Genomic DNA, 25,264 nt, shown 5'->3' with positions numbered 1-25,264 from the left:
TTATAGATTTTTTCCAAAAAAAAAGGGATCTTTAAGAATATGATTTCTTTCTTTTTTTATTAAATTAAAATAAAAATAAAGGTGATGTATAGTATAAATTTTTTTTTCAAAATTTTCTTTGGAATAAAAAAGATGTCTTACATAAGATTTACTATAGGATATATCTACATAAGTATTTCCTAATTTATCTAAAAAGGATAAATCTTTTTCTCATTTTTTATTTTTTATATTCAAAATCCCTTCCCAGGTAAATAACATTCCATGACGTCCGTTTCGTGTAGGAATAACGCAATCAAACATATCTATCCCAAGTAAAATTTATTCTAAAAGATCTACAGGATTCCCTCCCTCCATTAAAAAAATATCTAGGTTTTTTTTAGGAAAAAGATCTGTTACTATATTGGTAATATACTGCATTTTTTCTTTATCCTATCCTAAACTTAATCCACCTATAGAATTTCCTTAAGCTTCCAATAAAGCTATCTTTTCTGCATAATATTTTCTTAGATCAGGATAAATACTTCCTTAAGAAATAGGAAACAAAACTTTGTTTGTAATCATACTTTTAGGTCCTTTTTTCTAAGTAAGAATAACATTTTTTTAACCAAGAATGTATTTTTTTAAAGAATCTTTTTTATCTTTATGAATACATGGAAAAGTAGGGAATTCGTCAAAAGCCATAATCATATCTCGAACTATAAAACGTTAAATTTCCATAGATTTTTAAGGAGAAAAAAAATGGGAAGAACCATTTATAAAAAATTTAAATATTATACCTTATTCGATGATTTTATTCAATTTTTTCATAGAATAAATTTGAAAAAATCCACTATCTGTTAATATGGACTCCTTCCAATTCATAAATGAGTGAATTTTTCCTTCATAGTGTGAGAATTCAATTTTTGGACGGAAATATAAATGGATAGGTATTCCCAAGAATAATCTTAGATCCCAACATCATATAGTTCATGTTTTGGAATAGATTTAACACTTTCTTTTGAAAGCTACTGGAATAAAAATAGGAGTTTCTATTTTTCCATGATCTTTTTCTAGTATACCTGCTATTTCTTTAGAATATTTATTAGTATTGATTAAATCAAATTTCATTTTTAATAAAAATTTTTTCGTAAAAATTAAATAAAAATATTACTGAATCATATGTGAAAAATATGAGGATAAAGCATAATTTCGTTTTCAATAGAAAATAAAAACCTATTCAAAGGGTAAAAAATGAAATTTAAACATTATTATTACCATAAACCAGTCCTCCTCAAAGAGAGTATAGATAATCTGGTTACAGATAAAAATGGAATTTATATAGATGCTACATTTGGTGGTGGGGGACATTCTTATGGAATTTTAAAAAAATTAGATAGAAAAGCTACTTTGATCGCTTTGGATCAAGATGAAGAATCCATAAAAAATAACTTCATAAAGGATAAACGTTTCCATTTATTCCAAAAAAATTTTATACATATAAAACATGTATTGAAAAAACTTCATATCGAAAAAGTATCAGGGTTATTAGCTGATTTAGGTATATCTTCTTTTCAAATAGACAATCCTATAAGAGGTTTTTCTCATCAATTAAACTCTACTTTGGATATGAGAATGAATCAGAAGGAGGATACTTATTCTGCTTTACATGTTATCAATAAATATTCAAAAAATGAATTATTTCATATATTTTACAAATATGGAGAATTCAAAAATGCAGTAAAAATTACTGAAAAAATATTAGAAAGACGTTTAAAAAATCCTATTAGAACTACCTTGGATTTAAAAAATATTTTTTTTATGAAAAAGGCCTCTTTTAAGAAAAGAAAAAAATTTTTTTCTAGACTTTTTCAGTCTATACGAATAGAAGTTAATAATGAAATAAAGATTTTAAAAAATCTTTTACTAGAATCTTCCGAAGTTATCCTACCAGGAGGTAGAATCGCCGTGATTTCATATCATTCAATAGAAGATAGAATCACCAAATATTTCTTTAAAACAGGATTTTTGAAACCCAACAATAGTAGCCCTATCGATATAATTCCATTTAAAATGATCCATAAGAAAGTCATTAAACCCAGTATTCAAGAAATTATGGATAATCCAAGATCTAGGAGTGCTAGGTTAAGAATTGCGGAAAAACTATAAATCAATAATAAATAATGAAGACTAATTTCAAAGATATACTGAAAGGAAAATTTTTAGTGAAGGAAGATGCATATCGTAGTTGGAATTTTATTATTTTTATTACTATTCTTTCTTTAATAAGCATTACCAGTTCCCATATGATGGATCGTAAAATTAGAAAAATTACGAATATAAGTGAAGAAATAAAAGAATTGAAATCTGAATATGCGGATATTCATAGTCAATGCCTTAAAATGCAACTATTTTCCGTTTTAAATAAACTGGGAAATATTAATGGGTTAAAACATTTAGAGGAACCCCCATACGAATTAATTTTAGTCGATAAAAAAAAGATGGATAGAAAAAGAAAATGATGAAAAGAAAAAGATATATTTTATTGTATAAATCCTACTTAATTGGTTTTTTATTCCTTTTTATTGCATCCCTAATTATTTTTAATTTATTCTACATTCAGAATTTTTCAGATAGATATAAAAAGTCTTTTATAGAAAGAACAATTAGAACCAATTTAATTAAGGCAAAACGTGGAAATATTTATGCATCAGATAGCAGTATTTTAGCAATGTCTATCATAAGATATGATATTCATATTGATTTTAGATCTATATCAGAAAAATTGTTTCAAGAAAATATTTCCTTTTTGTGTAATTCTTTAGAATCTTTATTAAAAAAACCAAGAAATTTTTTTTATAAAAAATTTCAATACGAAAAAAAAAAGGGAAATAGATATTTTTTATTAGTAAAAAATTTAGATTATCCACATTTCAAAGTATTACGAAATTTTCCAATTTTCAATAAAGGACAAATACGAGGAGGTTTTATTGTAGAAAAGAAAAATTTCAGAGTTCATACATTAGAAAGTATAGGTAAAAGGACTTTAGGATACGATGATCATAGGGGAAAAGCGGGATTAGAAGGAGCCTTTAGTAAGTATCTTAAAGGAAGAGATGGAGAACGATTAGAACAACGTATTAGTTCTAAAATATGGAAACCATTAAATTCAGGAAATGAAATTGATCCAGAAGATGGAAAAGATGTCTATTCTACTATAGATATATCTTTACAAGATATTGCTTATAATGCATTACTTCATGAATTATCCATTTCTAATGCGGATCACGGATGTGTGATCCTTATGAAGGTAAAAAGTGGTGAAGTTAGTGCTATGATTAATTTAGAGAAAACAAAAAAAAATGCTTATGAAGATTTAAGAAATTTTTCTGTATGGGAATGTAGTGAACCTGGATCTACTTTCAAAACTATGGCTATTCTTGCCGCTTTAGAAGATAAAAAAATAGAAATGGACATGATAGTGAATACTAAAGGTGGTGTTATGAAATTAAGAGGAAAAAAGATACGAGATAGTCATTACAGTGGATATAGGGAAATGAATCCAAAACAAATTTTGGAACATTCTTCAAATGTCGGAATAGCAAAAATGATTTATGAAAATTACAAAGAAAACCCAAAAAAATTCATAGAACATTTTAGAAAATGGAAACTAGATAAAAAAATAGGAATAGATATTCCAGGGGAAAGTGGACCTTTCATTCCTAAACCTGGGGAAAAAAATTGGAGTAGTATTACATTACCATGGATGACTTTCGGATATAATTTAAAACTAACCCCTTTGCAAATTCTAACTTTTTATAATTCTATTGCTAATAAAGGAACAATGATTAAACCTATTTTTATTAGAGATATTAAATTTCATGGAAAAAGTATTAAAAAGTATACTAACCCTATTGTAATGAATCCTTCTATAGCGTCAAAAGAATCTATAAAAAAAATTCAAAATATGCTAGAAGGAGTGGTAAAAAATGGAACAGCTAAAAAATATTATCATCCAGAATATCCTTATGCAGGAAAAACAGGAACGACACAATTAGATTACTGGATAAAAGGGAAACCTTTATCTTACAATAGTTCTTTTGTAGGATATTTTCCTGCAAAAAATCCAAAATATTCTTGTATTGTAGTCATTTCAAAACCAGAAAAAGGATATTACGGAATAGAAGTAGCAGTTCCAGTATTTGATAAAATAGCTAGATATATTTATCCAAAAATAGGAAAAAAGTATCTTAACAATAATAATAAAGTATATATTAATTTTCTAAAAAGAATTAAAGAATCAAAAAATTCTTCATTAATTCATTCTTTTGATCAAGGAATTATGCCTAATATAATTTCTTTTCCAGGAAAAGAAATTATCCCTCTATTAGAAAATAAAGGGATAAAAATACGATATAAAGGGATAGGAAAAGTTTGTTTTCAGTCTGTAAAACCAGGAAATAAATTTAAAAAAAATAAAGTTATATTTCTGAAATTAGAAGAATGAAAAAACTATTAAGGGATATTTTAATAAATGTACATATATTAAAAATAATAGGATATTCTAAAAAATGGATAGAAGGTATTTCTATGCATTCTAAAATGGTAAAAAAAAATACGATTTTTGTAGCTAACAAAGGGAAAATGACAGATGGACATTTATTTATTATAGAGGCTATCCAAAATGGAGCGAATATCATAGTTTGCGAAAAAAAACCTTTTATCATACAGAAATCTATAACCTATGTAATCGTGAAAGATTCAATCTTAGCTTTAGGAACTATTTCTTCTAATTTTTATGACAATCCTACAAAAAAAATAAAATTGGTAGGCATTACGGGAACAAATGGAAAAACCTCCGTGACTACAATTCTTCACTGTTTATTTTATAAAATGGGAGAAAAAACCATACTTATTTCTACTATGGGTATTAAAATTATGTCGAAAAAAATTCCTACGGTACATACCACTCCGAATATTATTGAAATAAATAAATATTTAAATAGATCGATACAAAAAGGATGTAAATATGGATTTATGGAAGTAAGTTCACATGGAATTCATCAAAGAAGAATTTCAGGATTGTTATTTACAGGAGGAGTATTTACTAATATAACACATGATCATTTAGATTATCATAAATCTTTTAAAAATTATCTATCAACTAAAAAATTGTTTTTTGAAAATTTTTTGCATAAAAATACTTTTGCATTAATGAATGTTGATGATAAAAATTCACATAAAATAATAAAAAATGTTTTGGCTAAAACTTATTTTTACGGAATAAAAAAAAAAGCAGATTATAGAATTAAAATTTTAAAAGAAAAAATCAATGGTAACGAATTATTAATGGATAAACATAAGTTTTTTACTAGTTTAATTGGGGAATTTAATATTTACAATCTATTGGCTAGTTACGCTACAGCTAGATTATTGGGGAAAAAAGAACATGAAATATTAAAAAAAATAAAGACTATAAAACCTATAAAAGGGCGTTTTGAACAATTTCTATCCTATTCTGGAATTCGTATAATTGTTGATTACGCTCATAATCCAAATGGAATAAAAACTGTTTTAAAGACCCTGAAAAAAATAAAAAAAAAAGAGGAAAAATTAATTTGCGTAATAGGTTGTGGAGGAAATAGAGATAAAAAAAAACGTTCATTAATGGGAAAAATTGTTTATGATACATGTGATAGATCTATTTTTACATCAGATAATCCTAGGGAAGAAGATCCAGAAAAAATATTAATCGATATGAAAAAGTTTAGATCATATCTAAAGAAAGAGGATATTTTGACAATTGTTAATCGAAAAGAAGCTATTAAAAAAGCAATTCAATTGGCAAAAAAAAAAGATATTATTATTATAGCAGGAAAAGGGCACGAAAATTATCAAGAAATTAAAGGGGAACGTTATCCTTTTGACGATATGAAAATCGCTAAAACGTTATTAAAAAATTCTAATAGATAAGGATTGATATGTATGATAATTTTTCCTATTTTTAAGTATCTTATTTCGAATATTATAATCATAAATTCCATTTTTTACAGAGCTTTAATAGCTTTTATCTTATCTATTTGTATATCCTTGTTTGCCAATAAAAAAATTATATTATGGAATAAAAGAAAAAAAAGTATAGGAGAACGAATACGGGATCTTGGATTAACGGGACAAAAAGAAAAAGAAGGAACTCCTACAATGGGAGGCATAATTATTATAGTATCTGCTTTAATTCCTACAATTTTTTTTTCAAAATTAAATAATTTATATATCATAATTTTGGTAATCACTACATTATGGCTTGGAATTCTTGGATTTATAGATGATTACATAAAAATAAAATATCATAAAAATGGACTTAGTATCATGGGGAAAATATTAGGTCAAATAATCCTAGGAATTTTTATTGGAAGTTTCATGTCTTTTAATAAAAATATCACTATTTTTAATAAAAAAATAGATCCTTTTTCTAAACAAAATCCATCTTTAGTAGTAGTAAGGAAAGAACATAATTTTAAGACCACCTTTCCTATTTTTTCCCCTAAAAATGAATTTGACTATGCCTATTTTTTTAAAAAAAAATGGAAAAAATATACATGGATTCTTTTCATTCCTATCGTTATTATAATTATTACATTTCTATCCAACGGGGCAAATTTAACCGATGGAATTGATGGGTTAACGGCAGGGGTTTCTTCTATTATCTTTGCCACATTATCCTTATTTTCTTTAGTTTCTAGTAGTAAAATTTACTCCTATTTTTTTCATTTTTTGTATATTCCTCATATAGGAGAAATCGCTATATTCTCTTTTTCTTTTTTAGGATCTTTAATTGGTTTTCTTTGGTATAATACATATCCAGCACAAATTTTTATGGGAGATAGTGGAAGTTTAACTATAGGAGGTGTAATTGCAGCAATATCCATCCTCATTAGAAAAGAATTAATACTCCCTATTTTATGTGGAATTTTTTTTATCGAAAATTTTTCTGTAATAGTACAAGTTTTGTATTTTAGATTTTCTAAAAGAAAATATGGAATAGGAAAAAGAATTTTTATGATGGCTCCTTTACATCATCATTTTCAAAAACTAGGTTATCATGAAAGTAAAATAGTATATCGTTTTTTAATCATACAAACGATACTTTCTATGGTGGTATTTATTTTATTAATAACATAAAAAAAACAATACAATGAAAAAAAATTTAATTGTTGTATTAGGTGGAGGAGAAAGTGGAGTAGGGGCTGCTTTATTAGCTAAAAAGAATGGTTTAAAAATATTTTTATCTGATTCTGGAATTATTCTAAACAAATACAAAAAAATTTTAGTAGAAAATAAAATTCCTTTTGAAGAAAAAGGACATACAGAAAGCATAATTCTTAAAGCTATAAAAGTGATCAAAAGTCCTGGAATTTCTAGAGAAAATATCTTGATAAAGAAAATTAATTTTTTAGGGATTCCTATTGTTTCTGAGTTAGAATTTGGAAAAAGTTATCTGAATTCTTCTTATATTATTAGCATTACAGGAAGTAATGGAAAAACTACAACCAGTTCCATTGTGTACAAAATTCTTAAAAAAGAAGGATTTCATGTAGGAATTGCTGGAAATATTGGAAGTAGTTTTTCAAGAGAAGCACTAAAAAAAAAAGAAGTTTATGTATTAGAAGTGAGTAGTTTTCAACTGGATGATTGTTTTAATTTTCGTTCAAATATTGCAGTATTATTAAACATAACAAGGGATCATTTGAATAGATATAAGAATTTTAAAGGATATATATCTTCTAAATTTAGAATTGCGACTAATCAAAATAAGGAAGATATTTTTATTTATAATCATGATGATCCTATCCTAAAAAAGGAATTTAAAAAATATAAAATTTTATCTCATTGTATTCCTTTTTCTATAAAAGAAGAGTTAAACATGGGTGCTTATATAAAATGGAATAATATTTTTTTTCGTAAAAAAGAAAATAAAAAAGAAATATGTCTTCTAAATATAGAAAAAATTCCTTTAAAGGGGGATCATAATTTATACAATATAATGGCTTCAATTCTTGTTTCTAAAACATTGAATGTTAAAAAAAAATCAATTATAAATTCTGTATTGGATTTTTCTACTATAGAACATCGTATGGAAAAAGTATTAAATATTAATGGAGTACAATTTATTAATGATTCTAAAGCTACTAATGTAAATGCCGTTTTTTATGCATTAAAAAGTATGAATTCTCCTACCATATGGATTGCAGGTGGACAAGATAAAGGAAATGATTATAGAGAACTCCTACCATTGGTTAAAGAAAAAGTGAAAGCCATAATTTTTTTAGGGAAAAAAAATAAAAAATTTATAAATTTTTTTCAAGATGTTATTGATATTATTATAGTAACGGAATCCCTTAAAAAGGCTGTTCGCATAGCTTCCCTATTATCTATTCATGGAGATAATATCTTGTTGTCTCCTGCATGTTCTAGTTTTGATCTTTTTAAAGATTATAAGGAAAGAGGTCATAGATTTAAACAAGAAGTAAGAAAAATTTTCTATGAAAAAAATAGATATTTTTTTGAATAGATATATAAAAGGAGATAGATATTTATGGGCTTTTATTACCTTATTAGCTCTATTTTCCTTTTTACCAGTATACTCAGCAAGTACCAATTTGGTTACTACATATGGAGGATCAAATACCGTATTCCGTTATTTATTAAGACATACCATTTTTTTGTTAGTTGGTTTTGGTATTCTTTTTTTAACTCAATTTATAGACTATAAATATTTTTATCGTTTGTCTATACTTACAATTCCTATAGTTTTAATTTTACTGGTTTTTACAATTAGCCAGGGAAAAGAATTAGATGGGGTAAATGCATCTCGTTGGTTGCATATACCCATTATTAATATATCTTTTCAAACTTCCAACATTGCTGGATTAGTTCTTTTTATTTACTGTGCTAGATATTTATCCAAAAAAAATAAAGAAAAAATTAATTTTATTAATTCCTTTTTTTCCTTACTTTTTCCTCTTTTTTTTATTCTTGGACTTATATTTCCCGCTAATGGTTCTACTGCCGTAATTGTTTTTATTTCAGTTTTGATTATTCTTTTTATAGGTGGATATCCTTTTACAGGAATTATAGGAATATTATTTATGGGTATAATAGCAGCAGGAATATATATTTACTCTGTAATAAAATGGGGAGAAAAAAAACCTATAAATAGAGTTTATACATGGAAAAATCGTATAGAAAATTTTTTTGATAATGAATCTGAAGAAAATTATCAAATAAAACAATCTAAAACAGCCATTGTTTTAGGTAATAAATTTGGTCGTGGTCCTGGAAAAAGCGTTTTGAAAGCTTTTCTTCCACAATCTTCTTCAGATTTTATTTATGCTATTATCATAGAAGAATATGGATCTTTTGGAGGAATTATTCTTCTGTTTATTTATATTCTTATTTTGCTTAGAATTATGGTGATTGCTACGAAAGTACAAAATTATTTTTGTACTTTATTGGTGCTTTCTGTAGGGGTTCCTATTATTAATCAAGCACTTATTAATATGGGTATATCTGTAGGTTTATTTCCTGTTACAGGACAAACTTTACCACTGATTAGTGCTGGAGGGACTTCGATGTGGATAACCTTTTTTAGTTTTGGTATAATATTGAGTGTTAGTAGGATCATATATGATGATCCTTATTATAATAACATAGAAAAAAGGAAAAAAAATAATAATGAAGAAGAATTTTCCACCTAGAATAATTATTGGAAGTGGAGGGACAGGTGGTCATATTTATCCAGGAATAGCTATAGCAGATGAACTTAAAAAAAAGATTCCAGAAGTCAATATTTTATTTATTGGATCTAAGAATCACATGGAAATGCAAGAAATACCTAAATTTGGATATCAAATTGAAGGTATTTGTATTTCAGGTGGAAAAAATAAATTTTTTTCTATATCAGGATTTTTTATTCAATCTATAGAATTGGTGTATAGTTTTTTTTTAGCAAATAAAATTTTAAAAAAATTTTCTCCAAATATAGTGATTGGAACAGGTGGATACGTTAGTTTTCCAACTTTATATGCTGCAAAAAAAAATAAAATTCCCATTTTTCTTCAAGAACAGAATTCATTTCCTGGATTTACCAATAGAATATTTTCTCGTTATTCTAAAAAAGTATGTATTGCTTTTGAAGAAGCAAAAAAATATTTTCCTAAAGGAAAAACTATAATAACTGGAAATCCAGTACGATCTGAAATATTACAAAAATTTCCTAGTAAAAAAAATGCTTGTCTTGATTTAGGATTAAAAAGGGATAGACCTATTATTCTATCTATGGGAGGGAGTCAAGGATCCAATAGTATTAACAATGCTTGGATGAATGGATTAAAAAAACTAATCCATTTTGATATACAACTTATTTGGCAAGTAGGAAAATCTAATATTCATAGAATAAAAAAAAACAATACTCTTTCTCATCATAAAAATTTTATTGTAATGGATTTTATTGAAAATATTCAGATATGTTATGCGGCAGCAGATATTATTGTATCTAGAGCTGGAGCTTTAACCATATCAGAAATATGTTTAATAGGGAAACCCTATATATTAATTCCTTTTCCTTGGTCTTCAGATGATCATCAAAATAAAAATGCTAAAATATTGGAGGATAAAAAAGCGGCTATGATAATTAAAAATGAAGAAATAGAGAAAAAATTAGTGGATTCAACAATACAAATACTTAACGATTCTGATATGAAAAAAAAAATGAGGAAAAATATTTTACAATTAGGGAAACCTCAAGCAACAAACGATATTGTTAACGAAATTTTACATATTCTTTTATGATGAATTTATGAATATAAATCAAATTGAGGCTTTTTATTTTTTAGGAATAGGTGGAATAGGAATGAGTTCTTTAGCAAGATATTTTCATTATATGGGTAAAAAAGTTTATGGTTATGATAGATACAAGACCTTTTTAACCAAAAAATTAGAAAAAGAAGGGATATTTATCAATTATAAGGATAATATAGAAATGGTTCCTAAATGGATTCATTCTAAACGATGTCTAATTGTCTATACCCCAGCAATACCATCTACTCATAAACAATGGTTATTTATAAAAAAATATGGGAAAAATATCAAAAAACGTTCTCAGGTATTAGCTTTAATTACAGAAAATAAAATTTGCATAGCTATAGGAGGAACACATGGAAAAACAACTACTAGTGCCTTACTAGGACATATTTTATATAGTTCCGGTAAAAAAATTACGGCTTTTTTAGGAGGAATTTCTGAAAATTATCAATCTAATCTGATTTTGAATGGAACGGAAATTTTCTTGGTAGAAGCGGACGAATTTGATCACTCTTTTTTATATCTATCTCCTAATATAGCATGTATTACTTCTTTAGATCAAGATCATATAGATACTTATCCTAAAAAAGAAGCATTGATAAAAGCTTATGTAAAATTTTCCAATAGATTACAAAATCCATATAAAAAACTCTTTCTTTGTAAAGAAGAATATTTTCCCTATTCTAATAAAAACGCTATATATTATTCGGTAGGAAAAATAGGAAATTATTATTCAAATTGCATTTCTATAAAAGGAAATAAATGGTATTTTGATTTTCATACTCCAAAAGAAACATGGAAATCCCTTTTATTACCTATTCCAGGATTACATAATTTAAAAAATGTAACTGCTGCATTAGCTATATCTGACTATTTGAAAATAGATAGTGAAAATATTCGAAAATCCTTATTTTTATTCAAAGGAATTAAAAGAAGATATTCCATACATTATCAATCTAGAAAAAAAATATATATAGATGATTATGCACATCATCCTACAGAAATTAACGCACTGATTAGTACTATAAGAAAGTGTTTCCCGCATAAAAAAATATTAGGGATTTTCCAACCCCATTTATTTAGTAGAACTAAATTTTTTGAAAAAAATTTTGCAAAAAGTTTAGAAAAACTTGATTTTTTAATTTTGTTGGATATTTATCCAGCCAGAGAATTTCCCATTAAAGGGATTAGTTCTAATAGTTTATTAGAAAAAATAAAAATGAACTCTAAAAATAAAGAAGTTTCTACCCTATCTAGAGTTTTAGAAAAAATTGTAAAAAAAAATTTTGATATTCTACTTACAATAGGTGCTGGGAATATAGATACCTTGATTTTTCCAATAAAAAAGTGGTTATATAAAAAATATGGATAAATAAATGAGAAAACATAAAAAAAATTTTATTCCTACTTTATTGTTTTTATATATGATTTTGATGACATTCCTTTTTTACTTTTCTCAAAAAATACATAAAAATAGAAATTTAGAAAAATTCAATATTATCATGGATCCATTATCCAAAAATCATTTTGTAAATGAAAAAATTATTAAAAATATTTTATTTTCTAGAATAGAAAAAATTGGTCAATTATGTATATTAAGAATGGAACAAAAATTAAATAATTACCCTTTTATAAAAAAATCTGAAGTATTTCTTAGTACAGATGGAACCCTAAATATTAAAATTTGGCAAAAAGAACCAATTTTAAGAATAAAAAATGGAAACAAAGAATATTATCTTACTAAAGAATCTGGAAATTTAGAACTTTCTTCTTTTTATTCGTCAAAAGTTATTTTAGCAAAAGGATCCTTTTCGAAGGAAGAAAAAAAAAATTTATCGGATTTAGTAAAAACCATAAATTCTGATGATTTATTGAAATACCAAATTATTAGTATAAAAAAAACTGTTTCTAACTTATTTATTTTAATTCCAAAAATAGGGAATCATCATATTATATTAGGAAGTCTAAAGGATTTAAAAAGTAAATTGAATAAATTAAAAGCTTTTTACAAGCAGTACTTAAATAAAATAGATATTAATCAATATAAAAGCATTGATTTACAATATAAGGACCAAATAGTCGCAAAAAAAAGATAAGTCTATGGAATATCAAGATATAGCTATAGGTCTTGATGTGGGAACCACAAAGATTGTAGCTATGGTAGGAAGGATAAATGAATATAATAAAATTGAAATTTTAGGCATAGGTAGATCTAAAAGTACAGGAGTACATAGAGGAGTGGTTAACAATATCACTCAGACAATTGAAGCTATTCGTGAAGCTGTAAATGAGGCGGAAAATAGTTCTGGCTTAAAAATAAAAGAAGTTATTGTTGGGATTGCTGGACAGCATATTAGGAGTTTACAACATAATGATTATATTACAAGATTAGATTTTGAAAATGTTATCAATCAAAAAGATATACAAAAATTAATTAACCAAGTACATAAACTAGTTATGCTCCCAGGAGAAGAAATAATTCATGTTCTTCCACAAGAATATAAAGTAGATAGTCAATCAGAAATAGGAGAACCTATAGGAATGTATGGAAGTCGTTTAGAGGCTAATTTTCATGTAGTGGTAGGACAAATTTCTTCAATTAGAAATATTGGAAGATGTGTAAAAGCTGCAGGATTGAATTTATCTGGGATGACTTTAGAACCGTTAGCTTCTGCAGAAGCTGTTTTAAATATAGAAGAAAGAGAAGCAGGAGTCGCTCTAGTGGATATAGGAGGTGGGACCACGGATGTTGCAATATTTAAAGATAATATTATTCGTCACACAGCCGTCATTCCTTTTGGAGGAAATGTAATTACTGAAAATATTAAAACAGATTGTTTAATTATTGAACGACAAGCAGAATTATTAAAAATAAAATTTGGATCCGCATGGCCTGGAGAAAATAAAGAAACCGAAATTGTTTGCATTCCTGGATTAAGAGGTCGTGACCCTAAGGAAATAACCTTGAAACTTCTTTCTCAAATTATTCATACAAGAGTTTGTGAAATTTTAGAACAAGTTAATATAGAAATAAAAAATTATGGAAATGAAGAACAGAAAAAAAGACTTATAGCTGGGATAGTAATGACAGGGGGTGGATCTCAATTAAAACATATTCGACCTTTAACAGAATATATTACTGGAATGGATGTACGTATTGGTTATTCTAATGAACATATTTCAGGAGGAGAGAACGGAATGATAAGTGATCCAGAATATGCTACATCTATAGGTTTAGTTATAAAGGGGATTGAAGATAAAAAAAAATATATTTGCACAGAAATGGAGTCTAGATATGATGATAATTCAGAATTCTTTTCTTCAAAATTATATGATAAAAACCGTAGATTCAATAATAATAAGGAAATAGAGGATACAAAAATTGAGGATACAAAAAAGAAAAAAAATAAAAACAAATCTAAATCTTTTCTTGAAATTTGGGCCGATAAGTTCCGTCAAATACTGAATGATACAGAATAAATAATGAAAAAAGAAAATTTTATACAAAAAAAAGAAAACGTTCCATTTGGATTTTCTAAAAATCGTTCAGCTTCTATCAAAGTTATTGGTGTAGGAGGTGGAGGAAGTAATGCTTTAAGTTATATGTTTGAACAAGGTATTACTGGTGTAGATTTTATAGCGTGTAATACGGATGCACAAGCGTTAAATAATAATCCAGTACCCCTAAAAATTCAATTAGGGGCTTCTATTACAGAAGGGTTAGGAGCTGGAGCTGATCCAGAAGTAGGAGAAAAAGCAGCCTTAGAAAGTCTAGAAGAAATAAAAAGTATTTTAGATTCTAATACAAAAATGACCTTTATTACAGCAGGAATGGGAGGAGGAACTGGAACTGGAGCCGCTCCAATTATTGCAGGTATTTCTAAAGAAAAAGGAATTCTTACTGTAGGGATTGTAACAATTCCATTTCATTTTGAAGGGAAAATGAGATTACAACAAGCTCAAAAAGGAATAGAAACATTAAGAAAAAATGTGGATTCTCTAATTGTTATTAATAACGATAAATTGAGAGAATTGTATGGAAATCTTGGATTTAAAGCAGGATTTGCAAAAGCGGATGAAGTTCTTACTACTGCAGCTAAGGGAATAGCAGAAGTCATTACCCACCATTATAAACAAAATATAGATTTAAGAGATACTAGAACGGTTCTTAAAGAAAGCGGAACGGCTGTCATGGGGTCTGCTATTTCTGTTGGTGAAAATAGAGCAAAAGAAGCCGTTGTACAAGCTTTAGATTCTCCATTATTGAATGATAATAAGATAACCGGAGCAAAAAATGTTCTTTTGCTTATTGTTTCAGGAAAAATTGAAATTACTATAGATGAAATAGGAATTATTAGTGATTATATACAGGCAGAAGCAGGAAATAATGCTAATATTATTATGGGAATCGGAGAAGACGAAAATTTGGAAGAAAGTATTTCAGTTACTATAGTAGCAACTGGGTTTCCAACGGAAGTACAAAGGGCTATTAATCATGAAGAAAAAAAAATATTTCACAGGTTAGAAGAACCTTACAAACAAAGATTAACAAAAATAGAGGAAATCCCTACTTATTATAATTCTAAAAGAATAAAATCTATTTATTCAAAAGAAAAAACTTATAAAAGGGATTCAGTAATAAATTATAATAAGGGAAAATTATCCTTAAATTTAAATCAAAAAAAAAATATTATTAATCATAATGATCCTTCCAGTTCTTTGGTAGAAAAACAATATAAAAGATATATGCTAGAAGATAATTTTGATCTTCCTATTTCCTACGAAGAAAAAAATAAAATATTGAAAAATAATAAAATGAAACGTACACATAACATTTTACTAAAAAAAGAAAATAATAAACATGAAGATATAAAAAATTTTTAGATGAACTATATCCTTATTTTTTATGGAAAATCCTAGTATCCCAAAAGGAACAAGAGATTTTTCATCCATGGAAATGAATAGAAGAAACTATTTAATTCAAATTATTAAAAATGAATTTGAACTTTTTGGTTTCTATCCTATAGAAACCCCTTCTTTTGAAAATATTTCTACCCTTATTGGAAAATATGGAAAAGAAGGTGATTACCTTATGTTTAGGTTACTTCATTCAGGAAATTTTTTAAAAAAAGGAATTTCAGATTTTTTGATGAAAAAAAAAGAAAATAAAGTTGATCTTTTTAAAAAATTATTGACCGAACATATATCCAATAAAGCACTTAGATATGATTTAACGATCCCTTTTGTACGTTATGTAGTGATGCATAGAAATGAAATTTTTTTTCCTTTTAAAAGATATCAAATACAACCTGTATGGCGTGCAGATAAACCACAAAAAGGAAGATTTAGAGAGTTTTATCAATGTGATGCAGATGTGATAGGAACCGAATCCTTATCTTTATGGCCAGAAATTGAATTAATTCAACTATGTGACGAGATTTTTACCAAATTAAATTTTCCTATAATAATCCATATTAATCATAGAGATATCTTAGGAGGATTAGTAGAAATTTCTGGAATAGAAAATAATTTATGGAAAGATTTTACTACTTCTTTGGATAAATGGAATAAAATGGGAAGACATATAGTAAGAAAAGAAATGCTAAGTAAAGGTATTTCTTCCGAATCTTTTGAAAAAATAGCCTGTTTTTTTGATATGAAAGAAAATTTTTCCAAAAAAATAGAATCTTTAACTTTTGCATTAAAATACTCTAAAAGAGGGAAAAAAGGAATACAAGATCTTAGCTTTATCTTTAGAAAGATAAAAAATATTTCTTTAAAAAAGACAAAGTTAGAATGGAATATTTCTTTAGCTAGAGGGATGAATTATTATACAGGAACTATATTTGAAATATTACCAAAGAATAATAAGGAATCTAGTCATCCAAATTCTATTGGAGGAGGAGGAAGATATGATCAATTATCTAGTTTTTTTGGAATGAAAAACTTTTCTGGAGTCGGGGTATCTTTAGGATTAGATAGAATTTATTTATCTATGATAAAAGAAAATTTATTCCAAAATATTTCTAGTGCTCCTTCAAAAGTATTGTTTATTAATTTTGGAGATGAAGAGGTTTTATATGCATATAATATGATCAATTTTTTGAGAAAAAAAGGAATTTCCACTCAATTATATCCTAATGCTGTGAAAATAAATAAACAATTTAGATATGCAAACGATAATAATATTCCATTTACTATTAGTATAGGAAAAAATGAAATAGAAAAAAATAAAATACGGGTAAAAAATATAAAAAAAAGAGTAGAAATAGAATATGATAATATCAATGATTTTTTTCATCAATTAAGGAAGAATTCCTCTTAATTTAACATATAAATACAAAATACACATAAAAATAAATAGACTTTTATTTAGTTATTAGTGCTTCTTTTTTCCAAATAAAATAACCTACTATGGCCAATCCTGCTAGAAAAATAAATAAGAAACCCGTTAATATAAGACCTTTAAAAAAATAAAGAGGAACAGAAATTATGTTTCCAACTATCCAAAATATCCAATTTTCTACTTTTTTCATAGCCATTTGATACATTCCAGAAAAAAATACCCCCGTTGTAAATACATCCATCCAATCGTAATTGGTTTTAAGTTTTCCATTTAAAGAATAAACCGTTATACTGAAAATACAAGTTGATACAAAAAATAAAGCTGTATAGAAATAATCTTTTTTATCGGAATAGGTTATAGGAATTTTTTGTTTTTTTTTATACTTTTTGTAGATCCATACATACCATCCATAAAACCCCATTCCTGTATAATATATATTGATGATAAAATCTCCATAAAGAAAACTTACAAAAGTTAAATAACTGTATATAATGGTACTAAATATTCCTATTGGATATAACCATATATTATTTCTTTGTGCAAATATTACACTAAATATACTAAATATTACAGCTGTTAATTCTAAAATGATATAACCCCAACTCTTATTATGATAAGGGGATAAAAACATATTTATCCATTCATTCATCCTAAATTCTATTTATTTATCTATAATATAAACTAGGTAATGGTCATCTATTTTTCTATAAAAAGCAGAAAATCTTTTACTATAGGAATCTTTCATAATCCAACAGGATATGCGAGAATCCTTTTTTAGGCAAAAAGGAGAAACTCTATAGTGAGTTAAAAAATTTGAGGATGGTCCCCCTTCTAATTTATATAAACTTTCTTTAATTCCCCATATGATATGAAGATAATCTTCTTCGTAATTAGGGTGAATAAAAACTGATTCATCATTTCTAATGAATTTTTTTCTTACTTTTATTATCTTTTTATCTTTTCGTAATTTTTCTATATCTATACCTATATGATAGTAACTAATTGCTATAGCAATTAATTCAAAAGAATGACTTAAAGAAATATACTTTCCTTTAGGAAAAAGAAAAGGCTTTCTTTTTTCATTATAAAAAAGATTCATGTTGATCCCTATATGTCTTAGGGCGTAACGTACTCCTAAAAATTCTTTTTTTCTTTTTTCTGATAAAGATAAAAAAAACTTCCTGTCTTTATCAGAAAAAAGAAATTGTTCCAAAAGCATAGTTTTTAGATGTGGGCATCTAAAAACTATAATCTTCGTATGGAGAGGATGAAATTTATTCAAAATGAACATAGGGAAAAAATACATATTTTTCTTTGTGAAAAAAATTATAAAAATTAAATCTAGTTATTTTTTTGTACTATTGTGAAAAATATCCATATATGGATTATAATTTTTTTGTATGAAACAAAAAATTTCGGAAGCATTAGAAAATGTTTTTATTCTTGAAAATAAAAAAAATATTATTGAGTCTGGAATAGTAAAAAAAATAGATGTATTTAAGGATGAAATAAGAATACATATAAGTTTATCCCATCCGACTATGCATATAAAAAAAACATTAAAAAAAGATATTTTACAAGCTATAAAATATAAAGATGTAGATACAAAAAAAATACGTTTAAAAATAGAAATAAAATTAGAAAATACTGATAAAAAAATACCTGGGATAAAAAATATAATAGCCGTAGCTTCTGGAAAAGGAGGGGTTGGAAAATCTACGATTGCAACCAATATAGCCGTATCTTTAGTAAAGATGGGGTTTCATGTTGGGTTATTAGATGCCGATATTTATGGTCCTTCCATTCCATTAATGTTTAACTTAGAAGAAGATAAGGTACATTCTTCTCTTCTACAAAAGAAGAATAATTCTTATGTAATGAATCCTATCACTAGTTATGGAGTTAAAATTCTATCTTTAGGTTTTTTTTCAAAATCTGGACAAGCTGTGGTTTGGAGGGGACCAATGGCTACTAAGGCTTTAAGACAATTTGTTCATGATACGGATTGGGGATACTTAGATTTTTTAATTATAGATTTACCTCCAGGAACAGGGGATATTCATTTATCTATTTTACAAGATATCCCATTAAAAGGAATTATTCTCGTTAGTACACCTCAAAAAATTGCTTTATCGGATGTACATAGATCTGTAGGGATGTTTCGTATTAGATCCATTCAAGTTCCAATACTTGGAATAATAGAAAATATGTCTTTTTTTCTTGAAAAAGAAACCCAAGAAAAAAAATATTTTTTTGGAAAAAACGGAGTGAAAAACTTTTCCAAAAAAATGGATATTTTCTTTCTTGGAGAGATTCCTATGTTACAAACCATACGAGAATATTCTGATTTAGGGATCCCAGTTGTTTTAGAAAACGATCAAATAAGAAAAATTTTTGAAAAAATAACGAAAAATATAATAAAAAAATTACCCTAAAAAATTTTTACTAAATTGATTCTAGGAACAAAGTTTTATAAATTCTTTGAAAATTAATATTAGAATAGGCATAGATTTTTCGGTTTCATAAAAAAAGGGGGTCAAAAAATTTATGGAATCGGAAGGAGACTCATTATTTTCACATAATTCAACCATAATGGATAGAAAAAAAACGCGTAGATTCATACATCTAGCTGTTATTACATATGAAATGATATTCATTCCAACACTATCTCCTCCCATAGATCGTATCATGGCCTGTTCTGCAGAAGTTTTATAATTTGGATATGGAAATGCTACATATATCCCTTTTTGTATGATTATATTATGATTCATTGAAATATTTTCTGCCATTTCCAGCATCTTTTGATCATATAGCTCAGTAATCCAAAAAAACTTATTCTTTTTTTCTATAAGTTTTCTTATTTTAGGATTTTCTGGAAAAAGATTGATATGATCTTTTACCAAAATTACGTCACCCATTTTATAATTTGGATTTACTCCTCCAGAAATATTAATCAATATTAATTTATCTACTCCAATATTTTTAAAAATTATAATAGAAAAAGGAATCTCTCCATTTTCATAAAATGGTTCTATTGAAAAAATAACTTTTTTATTTTCTATTTCTCCGAAAATAAATTTTCCATAGAAATTTATTTTCTTAAAATTTGGAATTTCTTCGTAAGAAATATATATAGGATTTTTTATTTCTTCTACCAGTTTATTAAACTGATTTTCCAATAATATTATCCCAAAATCAGGTTTTTCTTTGATTTTTTTTTGTATATATTTGGTCGATTTTTCTTCTAAAGTTATTGACATAGATTAAATTTTTTTTTCAATTTCTGTATTCTTTAATAGAATATTTATAAGATAAGAAATAAAAAAAAAGAAAATGATTCTATTGATAGAAGATTGTTACCTTTTTTTTTATTAAGAAAATTTATCTAAAAAAATTTTTTTAGTATTTTTTACTGTATGATATTTACTTCTTTTGATAACACAATACCTAACTTTTTTTTGATTTTTTTCGTTATTTTTTCTGAAAAATAATAAACATCCATTCCACTAGCTTTCCCATAGTTTACTAAAACTATAGGTTTTTTTTCATAAACCCCAACATCTCCTATTTTTTTCCCTTTCCATCCTATTGTTTCAATCAAGGAACTAGCAGATATTTTTACTTTATTTTTAGAAATAAAAAATCCAATAATATTGGGATATTGAGATTGTAATTTTTTTAAATCAAATATTCCTACTATAGGATTCATAAAAAAACTACCAGCATTTCCAATTTTTTTTGGATTTGGAAGTTTTCTATTTCTAATATTAAAGATAGCCTTCCTTAAATCGTAAGGATTAGGTTTTTTTACATTCATGTATTTTAATTCTTTTTGAATTTCAATGGAGTAAATATTCAATTTTTTATATTTTTTCCTTAATAGAAAAGAAACAGATAAAACCAAAAATTTATTTCTAGAATGTGGATTCTTAAAAAAAGAATTTCGATATTCTAGTTTACATTCTTCTCGTGTAAACTTTCGTATTATACCACTATAAAGGTCATATACTTGGACTTCTAATAAAGTATCCTTTACTTCTGATCCATACGCTCCAATATTTTGAATTGGGGCGGCTCCAACTGTACCAGGAATAAACGATAAATTTTCTAATCCATTGAATCCTTTTTTTATAGTCCAATCTACAAATTCATTCCAATTTTCTCCAGCAAAAGCTTTAACAATGACTTGAGAATTGTTTTCCTTCATCACTTTCTTCCCTTTTATTCCCATTTTTATTACTAGTCCTTGATAATAATTTTTTAAAAAAAGAATATTACTTCCATTTCCCAAAAAAAATTTAGGAATGTATGGATATATACAAAAAGTTTTTTTTATATCTTCTAGACTCTTCACATTTACAAAATAATGTGCATAAACATTTATTCCAAATGTATTAAAATTTTTGAGAGAAAAATTTTTTTTAATATCTAACATATAGAAAAATATTTTCATATATTCACAAATACCATTTTGTACGTAAATATTGTAAATTTATCTATAAATATAAAATTGTTTTTTTTATGAAAAAAGGAGGAAGTTTTTTTTGGGGATTGATTCTGGGAACTATCGCAGGGTTAATAGTAGGAATTATTTTATCTACAAGAAAAGAAAATAAAATTAGAAATATACTAGGGGGGAAAACAGAAGAATTAAGAGATAATTTACAAGAAATAGGTAAAAAAATTGGAAAAAAAGTACATAAAATTAAATCTGACATTGAAGCAAAATGGAAAAAAAATAAAATAGATAAAATAGACAAAGTAGAAGAGGAATTGGGGACTTAATAATTCTTTTTTTAATGTTCACATTTATCAAAAATTTGATCAATAAAAAATTGAACTTTTTTAAAAATGAAGTAACTAAAGTTTTAGTCTCCATCATTACAGAAATTTTTCTTAATTTTTGTTTATTTATATTTTTCATAATGATTCTTTTTTTAGGAAGTTTTTCTTTATCTTTTTTTCTATCCTATTATTTTGGAAATTATATTTTAGGATTTGGGATTATTACTATTTTATATATTTTTCTTTTATTCTTTATCTTTTTTTTATGTAAAGATTTTATACGATTTTTTATCAAAGATTTATTTTTTAAAATTTTTGATAAAAAGAAATAGAAAGATTATGAATAAATTAGAAGTTATTTATGGAATACATCCATTAATAGAAGCAATTCAATCCAAAATTACTATTAGAAAACTCTTTTTTCAAAGAGGATGGGAAAAAGGATCTAATACTTATAAAAAAAAATTAATAAATCTTTCCAAAAAAAATAATATCCAAATTCACTCCGTTTCAAAAAAAAAATTTGATCAATGGAAAAATAAAAATCATCAAGGAGTTTTTGCAATTCTTTCACCAATAAAAACTTATCATATAGAAGATTTGCTTCCTATTTTTTATGAAAAAGGAAAAAATCCACTTTTGCTCATTTTAGATCGTATTACCGATGTAAGAAATTTTGGATCTATCATTCGTACTGCGGTATGTGCAGGTGTAGATTCTATCATAATTCCTAAAAAAGAGATGGCTATGATTGGATCTGATTCAATCAAGACCTCTTCAGGTGCTTTATTTAAAGTTCCGATATGTAAAGAAAAAAATATTGGAAAAACTATAGAATATTTGATTAAATCTGGATTAAAAATTGTTTCAGCTACAGAAAAATCTAATAAATATTGGTATGATATTGATTTTTCATTTCCTACTGCTTTAATCCTAGGAAATGAGGAAAATGGAATTTCCCATAAATATTTAGAACTTTCCTATGAAAAGGCAAAAATACCAGCAATACAAGGAATATCTTCTTTAAATGTTTCTGTAGCATGTGGAATCATTTTATATGAAGTAGTACGACAAAGAAAAAAATATTCATTAATAAAATGAATCATTTAAAAATCACTTTGAAATTGTCTTAAAAAACGAATATCGTTATCAAAAAAAAGTCGAATATCATAGATTTGATAAATCAGTATAGCAATTCTTTCTATGCCTACTCCAAAAGCAAATCCAGAATAAATTTCTGAATCAATATTTACGTTTTTCAATACTTTTGGATCTATCATCCCACATCCCATGATCTCTAACCATCCTGTATTATTCTTATTTTTACAATAGATATCCACTTCAGCACTAGGTTCTGTAAATGGAAAATAGGAAGGACGGAATCTTATTTTTACTTCTCCAAAAAGAGATTTTATTAAATACTGAATGGTTTTTTTTAGATCTGAAAAAGATACTTTTTTATCTATAGAAAAACATTCTGCTTGGTGAAACATAAAATGGGAACGTGAGGAAATTGTTTCATTTCTATATACTTTTCCTATAGATAAAATACGAAAAGGGGGACAATTTTTTTTCATATATCGTATTTGAACAGAAGAAGTATGTGTACGTAACAAAATATCTGGATTTTTGTGTATAAAAAATGTATCCTGCATATCTCTTGATGGGTGATCTATAGGAAAATTTAAAGCCGTAAAATTATGCCAATCGTTTTCAATTTCAGGACCTTCTACATAAGAAAAACCTATTTTTCTAAAAATGTTTATAATTCTATTCTTTAGAATAGATATAGGATGTAGAGATCCTATTTCTATAGATTTTCCTGGAACTGTAGGATCAAAATTTAAGATATTTTCCTTTCTAAGAAAATTTTTGGGATGATTCATTTGTATTTTTTCTTGAACCTTTTTTTTTAAATCATTGATTATTTTACCATAAAATTTCCTTTTATGAATGGGTATTTTTTTTAATTCTTTAAATAGAATCGTTAAAATTCCTTTTTTTTTACCCAAAAATTTAATTCTGAATTCTTCTAAATCTTCATATTTTTTAGCCTGAAAAATTTTTATTTCTTCTTTGATTTTATTCATTTTATTATCCATAAAATATGATTATTTATTTTTCTAAATATCATCAAGAATATTTTCTTCAATCATATAACGAATGATTGCTTTTTTAATTAAAAAATATTTTTCTTCCTTTTTTAAAAAGGAATAATTTTTTTTCAATAAATAATGTGGCCATCCTTCTCGATCCCTACCAATAAATACGTAATAACCAAAAGGTTCTAAAATTCTACATATTGCAATATGCAAAATATTTATTTTTTCTTCTCTTTTAAAAAATCTATTTATACCTTTGCCTAGAACTTGAATACCTATAAGGTAAATAATCCCAATAGGATTAATTTTTTCTTTTATGTAAAAATGATTTTGTATATATACAATTACTTTATTCCAATTAATATGAAATTCTCGTATAAATTCTTTTTTCATGTTATGTTATTAGCTTACTAGAAAAATAAGAATATTTATGATGATGATCACAGATATAATTATTCTGATTACCCTTTTATATGGTGGATATCATGGTTATAAAAAAGGGTTATTGTCTCAGTTATTTGTATTCATGATATTTTTTATATTGATATATAAAGGTATCGATATATTTTACTTAGTTTCAGAAATATTACCAAAAAAAGTAAATGGGAGTAATAAAGAACCTTTTTTTATTGGTTATTCTATAATAATTTCATTTTTTTTGATAATTTTAACAGCTTTTTTAACTAAAAAAATTCTAGAATTTTTTTTTATAATTACATGGATACAACCTATTGAAAAATGGTTAGGTGGTATATTAGGATTAATAAAATATTTTTTTTATCTATCAATATGTATTCTTTTACTTAAAGAAGTAAATGAAAAAATAAATTTAATTCCTTATCATTTTTTTCAAAATTCTTTTGAAAAAGAATTTCAATATATTTTCTCCATATATAGAAAAGGACCCCAGTTCTTTTTTAAAAAATTGGAAGAGTTATATTTTCAAATTTAATAAAATGAACTTTAAAAAAAATAAGGAAAATATAAAAAAAGAATATTATAATCATGGAGAAAGGATGAATGAAAGGGGTAAAAAAAAAATAATTCGAAAAGAATTACATCATCTTTTAAAAAATGGTTTTCGTGTAAAAGATATTCATTCGTAATATGGAATGAAAGAATTACTTTCTCACAAGAATATGAAAAAAAAACGGTATATTTCTATGTAAACCTTGGATGAAAGTATACATAC

26 protein-coding genes and 1 pseudogene are annotated in these 25,264 nt (G+C 25.6%); 18 read left to right on the top strand and 9 right to left on the bottom strand.

What is annotated here, in order from left to right; all coding sequences use genetic code 11:
• From DM815_RS03200 to DM815_RS03190, 3 genes and pseudogenes are all read right to left on the bottom strand, one after another.
• Nucleotides 1–258 (bottom strand): annotated as a pseudogene (locus DM815_RS03200) (tRNA-guanine transglycosylase).
• Nucleotides 259–777: 519 nt separating this feature from the next.
• On the bottom strand, nt 778–936 hold the full coding sequence (locus tag DM815_RS03195; RefSeq protein WP_235609994.1) for a queuine tRNA-ribosyltransferase family protein: 159 nt from the start codon (nt 934–936) through the stop codon (nt 778–780).
• A gap of 48 nt (nt 937–984) precedes the next feature.
• Nucleotides 985–1,107, bottom strand: coding sequence for a queuine tRNA-ribosyltransferase family protein (locus DM815_RS03190; protein ID WP_235609993.1), 123 nt, complete (start codon nt 1,105–1,107; stop codon nt 985–987).
• A 123-nt stretch (nt 1,108–1,230) separates the two neighbouring features.
• Here DM815_RS03190 and rsmH point away from each other — a divergent pair, with 123 nt between their 5' ends.
• The 13 genes from rsmH to hisS are packed head-to-tail and all read left to right on the top strand — an operon-like array spanning nt 1,231 to nt 17,164.
• Nucleotides 1,231–2,145 (top strand): 16S rRNA (cytosine(1402)-N(4))-methyltransferase RsmH, encoded by a 915-nt coding sequence (gene rsmH / locus DM815_RS01940; protein WP_110508965.1) that lies wholly within the window; start codon nt 1,231–1,233, stop codon nt 2,143–2,145.
• A 14-nt stretch (nt 2,146–2,159) separates the two neighbouring features.
• Nucleotides 2,160–2,498 (top strand): FtsL-like putative cell division protein, encoded by a 339-nt coding sequence (locus DM815_RS01935; RefSeq protein WP_110508963.1) that lies wholly within the window; start codon nt 2,160–2,162, stop codon nt 2,496–2,498.
• The gene (locus tag DM815_RS01930) at nt 2,495–4,483 is read left to right on the top strand and encodes a penicillin-binding protein (RefSeq protein ID WP_110508961.1); all 1,989 of its coding nucleotides are present in this window, start codon (nt 2,495–2,497) and stop codon (nt 4,481–4,483) included. The genes DM815_RS01935 and DM815_RS01930 overlap by 4 nt, the downstream gene beginning before the upstream one ends.
• The gene (locus DM815_RS01925; RefSeq protein ID WP_110508960.1) at nt 4,480–5,949 is read left to right on the top strand and encodes a UDP-N-acetylmuramoyl-L-alanyl-D-glutamate--2,6-diaminopimelate ligase; all 1,470 of its coding nucleotides are present in this window, start codon (nt 4,480–4,482) and stop codon (nt 5,947–5,949) included. Before DM815_RS01930 ends, DM815_RS01925 begins: the two co-directional genes overlap by 4 nt.
• A 12-nt stretch (nt 5,950–5,961) precedes the next feature.
• On the top strand, nt 5,962–7,158 hold the full coding sequence (mraY, locus tag DM815_RS01920; protein WP_110508958.1) for a phospho-N-acetylmuramoyl-pentapeptide-transferase: 1,197 nt from the start codon (nt 5,962–5,964) through the stop codon (nt 7,156–7,158).
• A gap of 13 nt (nt 7,159–7,171) precedes the next feature.
• Nucleotides 7,172–8,548, top strand: a complete 1,377-nt coding sequence (gene murD / locus DM815_RS01915) for a UDP-N-acetylmuramoyl-L-alanine--D-glutamate ligase (RefSeq protein WP_110508956.1) — start codon at nt 7,172–7,174, stop codon at nt 8,546–8,548.
• Nucleotides 8,520–9,734 (top strand): FtsW/RodA/SpoVE family cell cycle protein, encoded by a 1,215-nt coding sequence (locus DM815_RS01910; protein ID WP_110508954.1) that lies wholly within the window; start codon nt 8,520–8,522, stop codon nt 9,732–9,734. The genes murD and DM815_RS01910 overlap by 29 nt, the downstream gene beginning before the upstream one ends.
• Complete coding sequence (gene murG / locus DM815_RS01905; RefSeq protein ID WP_110508952.1) at nt 9,712–10,827, top strand: undecaprenyldiphospho-muramoylpentapeptide beta-N-acetylglucosaminyltransferase; 1,116 nt, start codon at nt 9,712–9,714, stop codon at nt 10,825–10,827. Before DM815_RS01910 ends, murG begins: the two co-directional genes overlap by 23 nt.
• A gap of 7 nt (nt 10,828–10,834) precedes the next feature.
• Nucleotides 10,835–12,211: a UDP-N-acetylmuramate--L-alanine ligase gene (gene murC / locus DM815_RS01900; RefSeq protein WP_110509410.1), complete on the top strand. Its 1,377-nt coding sequence runs from the start codon at nt 10,835–10,837 to the stop codon at nt 12,209–12,211.
• Nucleotides 12,212–12,215: 4 nt separating this feature from the next.
• Nucleotides 12,216–12,935, top strand: a complete 720-nt coding sequence (locus DM815_RS01895) for a cell division protein FtsQ/DivIB (protein WP_110508950.1) — start codon at nt 12,216–12,218, stop codon at nt 12,933–12,935.
• Between the two features lie 4 nt (nt 12,936–12,939).
• Entirely contained in the window at nt 12,940–14,319 is a 1,380-nt protein-coding gene (gene ftsA, locus DM815_RS01890; RefSeq protein ID WP_110508948.1) for a cell division protein FtsA, read from the top strand.
• A gap of 3 nt (nt 14,320–14,322) precedes the next feature.
• Entirely contained in the window at nt 14,323–15,723 is a 1,401-nt protein-coding gene (gene ftsZ, locus DM815_RS01885) for a cell division protein FtsZ (RefSeq protein ID WP_110508946.1), read from the top strand.
• A 22-nt stretch (nt 15,724–15,745) separates the two neighbouring features.
• Nucleotides 15,746–17,164: a histidine--tRNA ligase gene (hisS, locus tag DM815_RS01880; RefSeq protein WP_110508944.1), complete on the top strand. Its 1,419-nt coding sequence runs from the start codon at nt 15,746–15,748 to the stop codon at nt 17,162–17,164.
• A gap of 43 nt (nt 17,165–17,207) precedes the next feature.
• Here hisS and pnuC read toward each other — a convergent pair whose 3' ends face one another.
• Nucleotides 17,208–17,834: a nicotinamide riboside transporter PnuC gene (pnuC, locus tag DM815_RS01875; RefSeq protein WP_110508942.1), complete on the bottom strand. Its 627-nt coding sequence runs from the start codon at nt 17,832–17,834 to the stop codon at nt 17,208–17,210.
• A 12-nt stretch (nt 17,835–17,846) separates the two neighbouring features.
• Complete coding sequence (locus DM815_RS01870) at nt 17,847–18,476, bottom strand: 4'-phosphopantetheinyl transferase family protein (protein ID WP_110509408.1); 630 nt, start codon at nt 18,474–18,476, stop codon at nt 17,847–17,849.
• Between the two features lie 109 nt (nt 18,477–18,585).
• Here DM815_RS01870 and DM815_RS01865 point away from each other — a divergent pair, with 109 nt between their 5' ends.
• On the top strand, nt 18,586–19,620 hold the full coding sequence (locus DM815_RS01865) for an Mrp/NBP35 family ATP-binding protein (protein ID WP_110508940.1): 1,035 nt from the start codon (nt 18,586–18,588) through the stop codon (nt 19,618–19,620).
• A 21-nt stretch (nt 19,621–19,641) separates the two neighbouring features.
• On the opposite strand, the gene DM815_RS01860 is transcribed toward DM815_RS01865, so the two are convergent.
• On the bottom strand, nt 19,642–20,445 hold the full coding sequence (locus tag DM815_RS01860) for a purine-nucleoside phosphorylase (RefSeq protein WP_110508938.1): 804 nt from the start codon (nt 20,443–20,445) through the stop codon (nt 19,642–19,644).
• Nucleotides 20,446–20,594: 149 nt separating this feature from the next.
• Nucleotides 20,595–21,620, bottom strand: a complete 1,026-nt coding sequence (gene murB / locus DM815_RS01855; protein ID WP_110508936.1) for a UDP-N-acetylmuramate dehydrogenase — start codon at nt 21,618–21,620, stop codon at nt 20,595–20,597.
• A gap of 86 nt (nt 21,621–21,706) precedes the next feature.
• Between murB and DM815_RS01850 the strand changes: the two genes are divergently transcribed.
• Both DM815_RS01850 and rlmB read left to right on the top strand, forming a co-directional pair.
• On the top strand, nt 21,707–21,970 hold the full coding sequence (locus tag DM815_RS01850; protein ID WP_110508934.1) for a YtxH domain-containing protein: 264 nt from the start codon (nt 21,707–21,709) through the stop codon (nt 21,968–21,970).
• Between the two features lie 339 nt (nt 21,971–22,309).
• On the top strand, nt 22,310–23,071 hold the full coding sequence (gene rlmB / locus DM815_RS01840) for a 23S rRNA (guanosine(2251)-2'-O)-methyltransferase RlmB (protein WP_110509406.1): 762 nt from the start codon (nt 22,310–22,312) through the stop codon (nt 23,069–23,071).
• A gap of 5 nt (nt 23,072–23,076) precedes the next feature.
• On the opposite strand, the gene pheS is transcribed toward rlmB, so the two are convergent.
• Both pheS and DM815_RS01830 read right to left on the bottom strand, forming a co-directional pair.
• Nucleotides 23,077–24,072 (bottom strand): phenylalanine--tRNA ligase subunit alpha, encoded by a 996-nt coding sequence (gene pheS, locus DM815_RS01835; RefSeq protein WP_110508930.1) that lies wholly within the window; start codon nt 24,070–24,072, stop codon nt 23,077–23,079.
• A 21-nt stretch (nt 24,073–24,093) separates the two neighbouring features.
• On the bottom strand, nt 24,094–24,465 hold the full coding sequence (locus DM815_RS01830; protein WP_110508928.1) for a hypothetical protein: 372 nt from the start codon (nt 24,463–24,465) through the stop codon (nt 24,094–24,096).
• Nucleotides 24,466–24,508: 43 nt separating this feature from the next.
• On the opposite strand from DM815_RS01830, the gene DM815_RS01825 reads away from it, so the two are divergent.
• Both DM815_RS01825 and DM815_RS03185 read left to right on the top strand, forming a co-directional pair.
• Complete coding sequence (locus DM815_RS01825) at nt 24,509–25,024, top strand: CvpA family protein (RefSeq protein ID WP_317046294.1); 516 nt, start codon at nt 24,509–24,511, stop codon at nt 25,022–25,024.
• A gap of 4 nt (nt 25,025–25,028) precedes the next feature.
• Nucleotides 25,029–25,178: a hypothetical protein gene (locus DM815_RS03185; RefSeq protein WP_235609992.1), complete on the top strand. Its 150-nt coding sequence runs from the start codon at nt 25,029–25,031 to the stop codon at nt 25,176–25,178.
• The last annotated feature ends 86 nt before the right edge of the window (nt 25,179–25,264 follow it).

This window comes from Blattabacterium sp. (Cryptocercus kyebangensis) (genome assembly GCF_003226855.1).
Lineage (GTDB): Bacteria > Bacteroidota > Bacteroidia > Flavobacteriales > Blattabacteriaceae > Blattabacterium.
The sequence above is the reverse complement of the archived record's forward strand: the minus strand, read 5'-3'. Positions and strand labels throughout refer to the sequence as shown.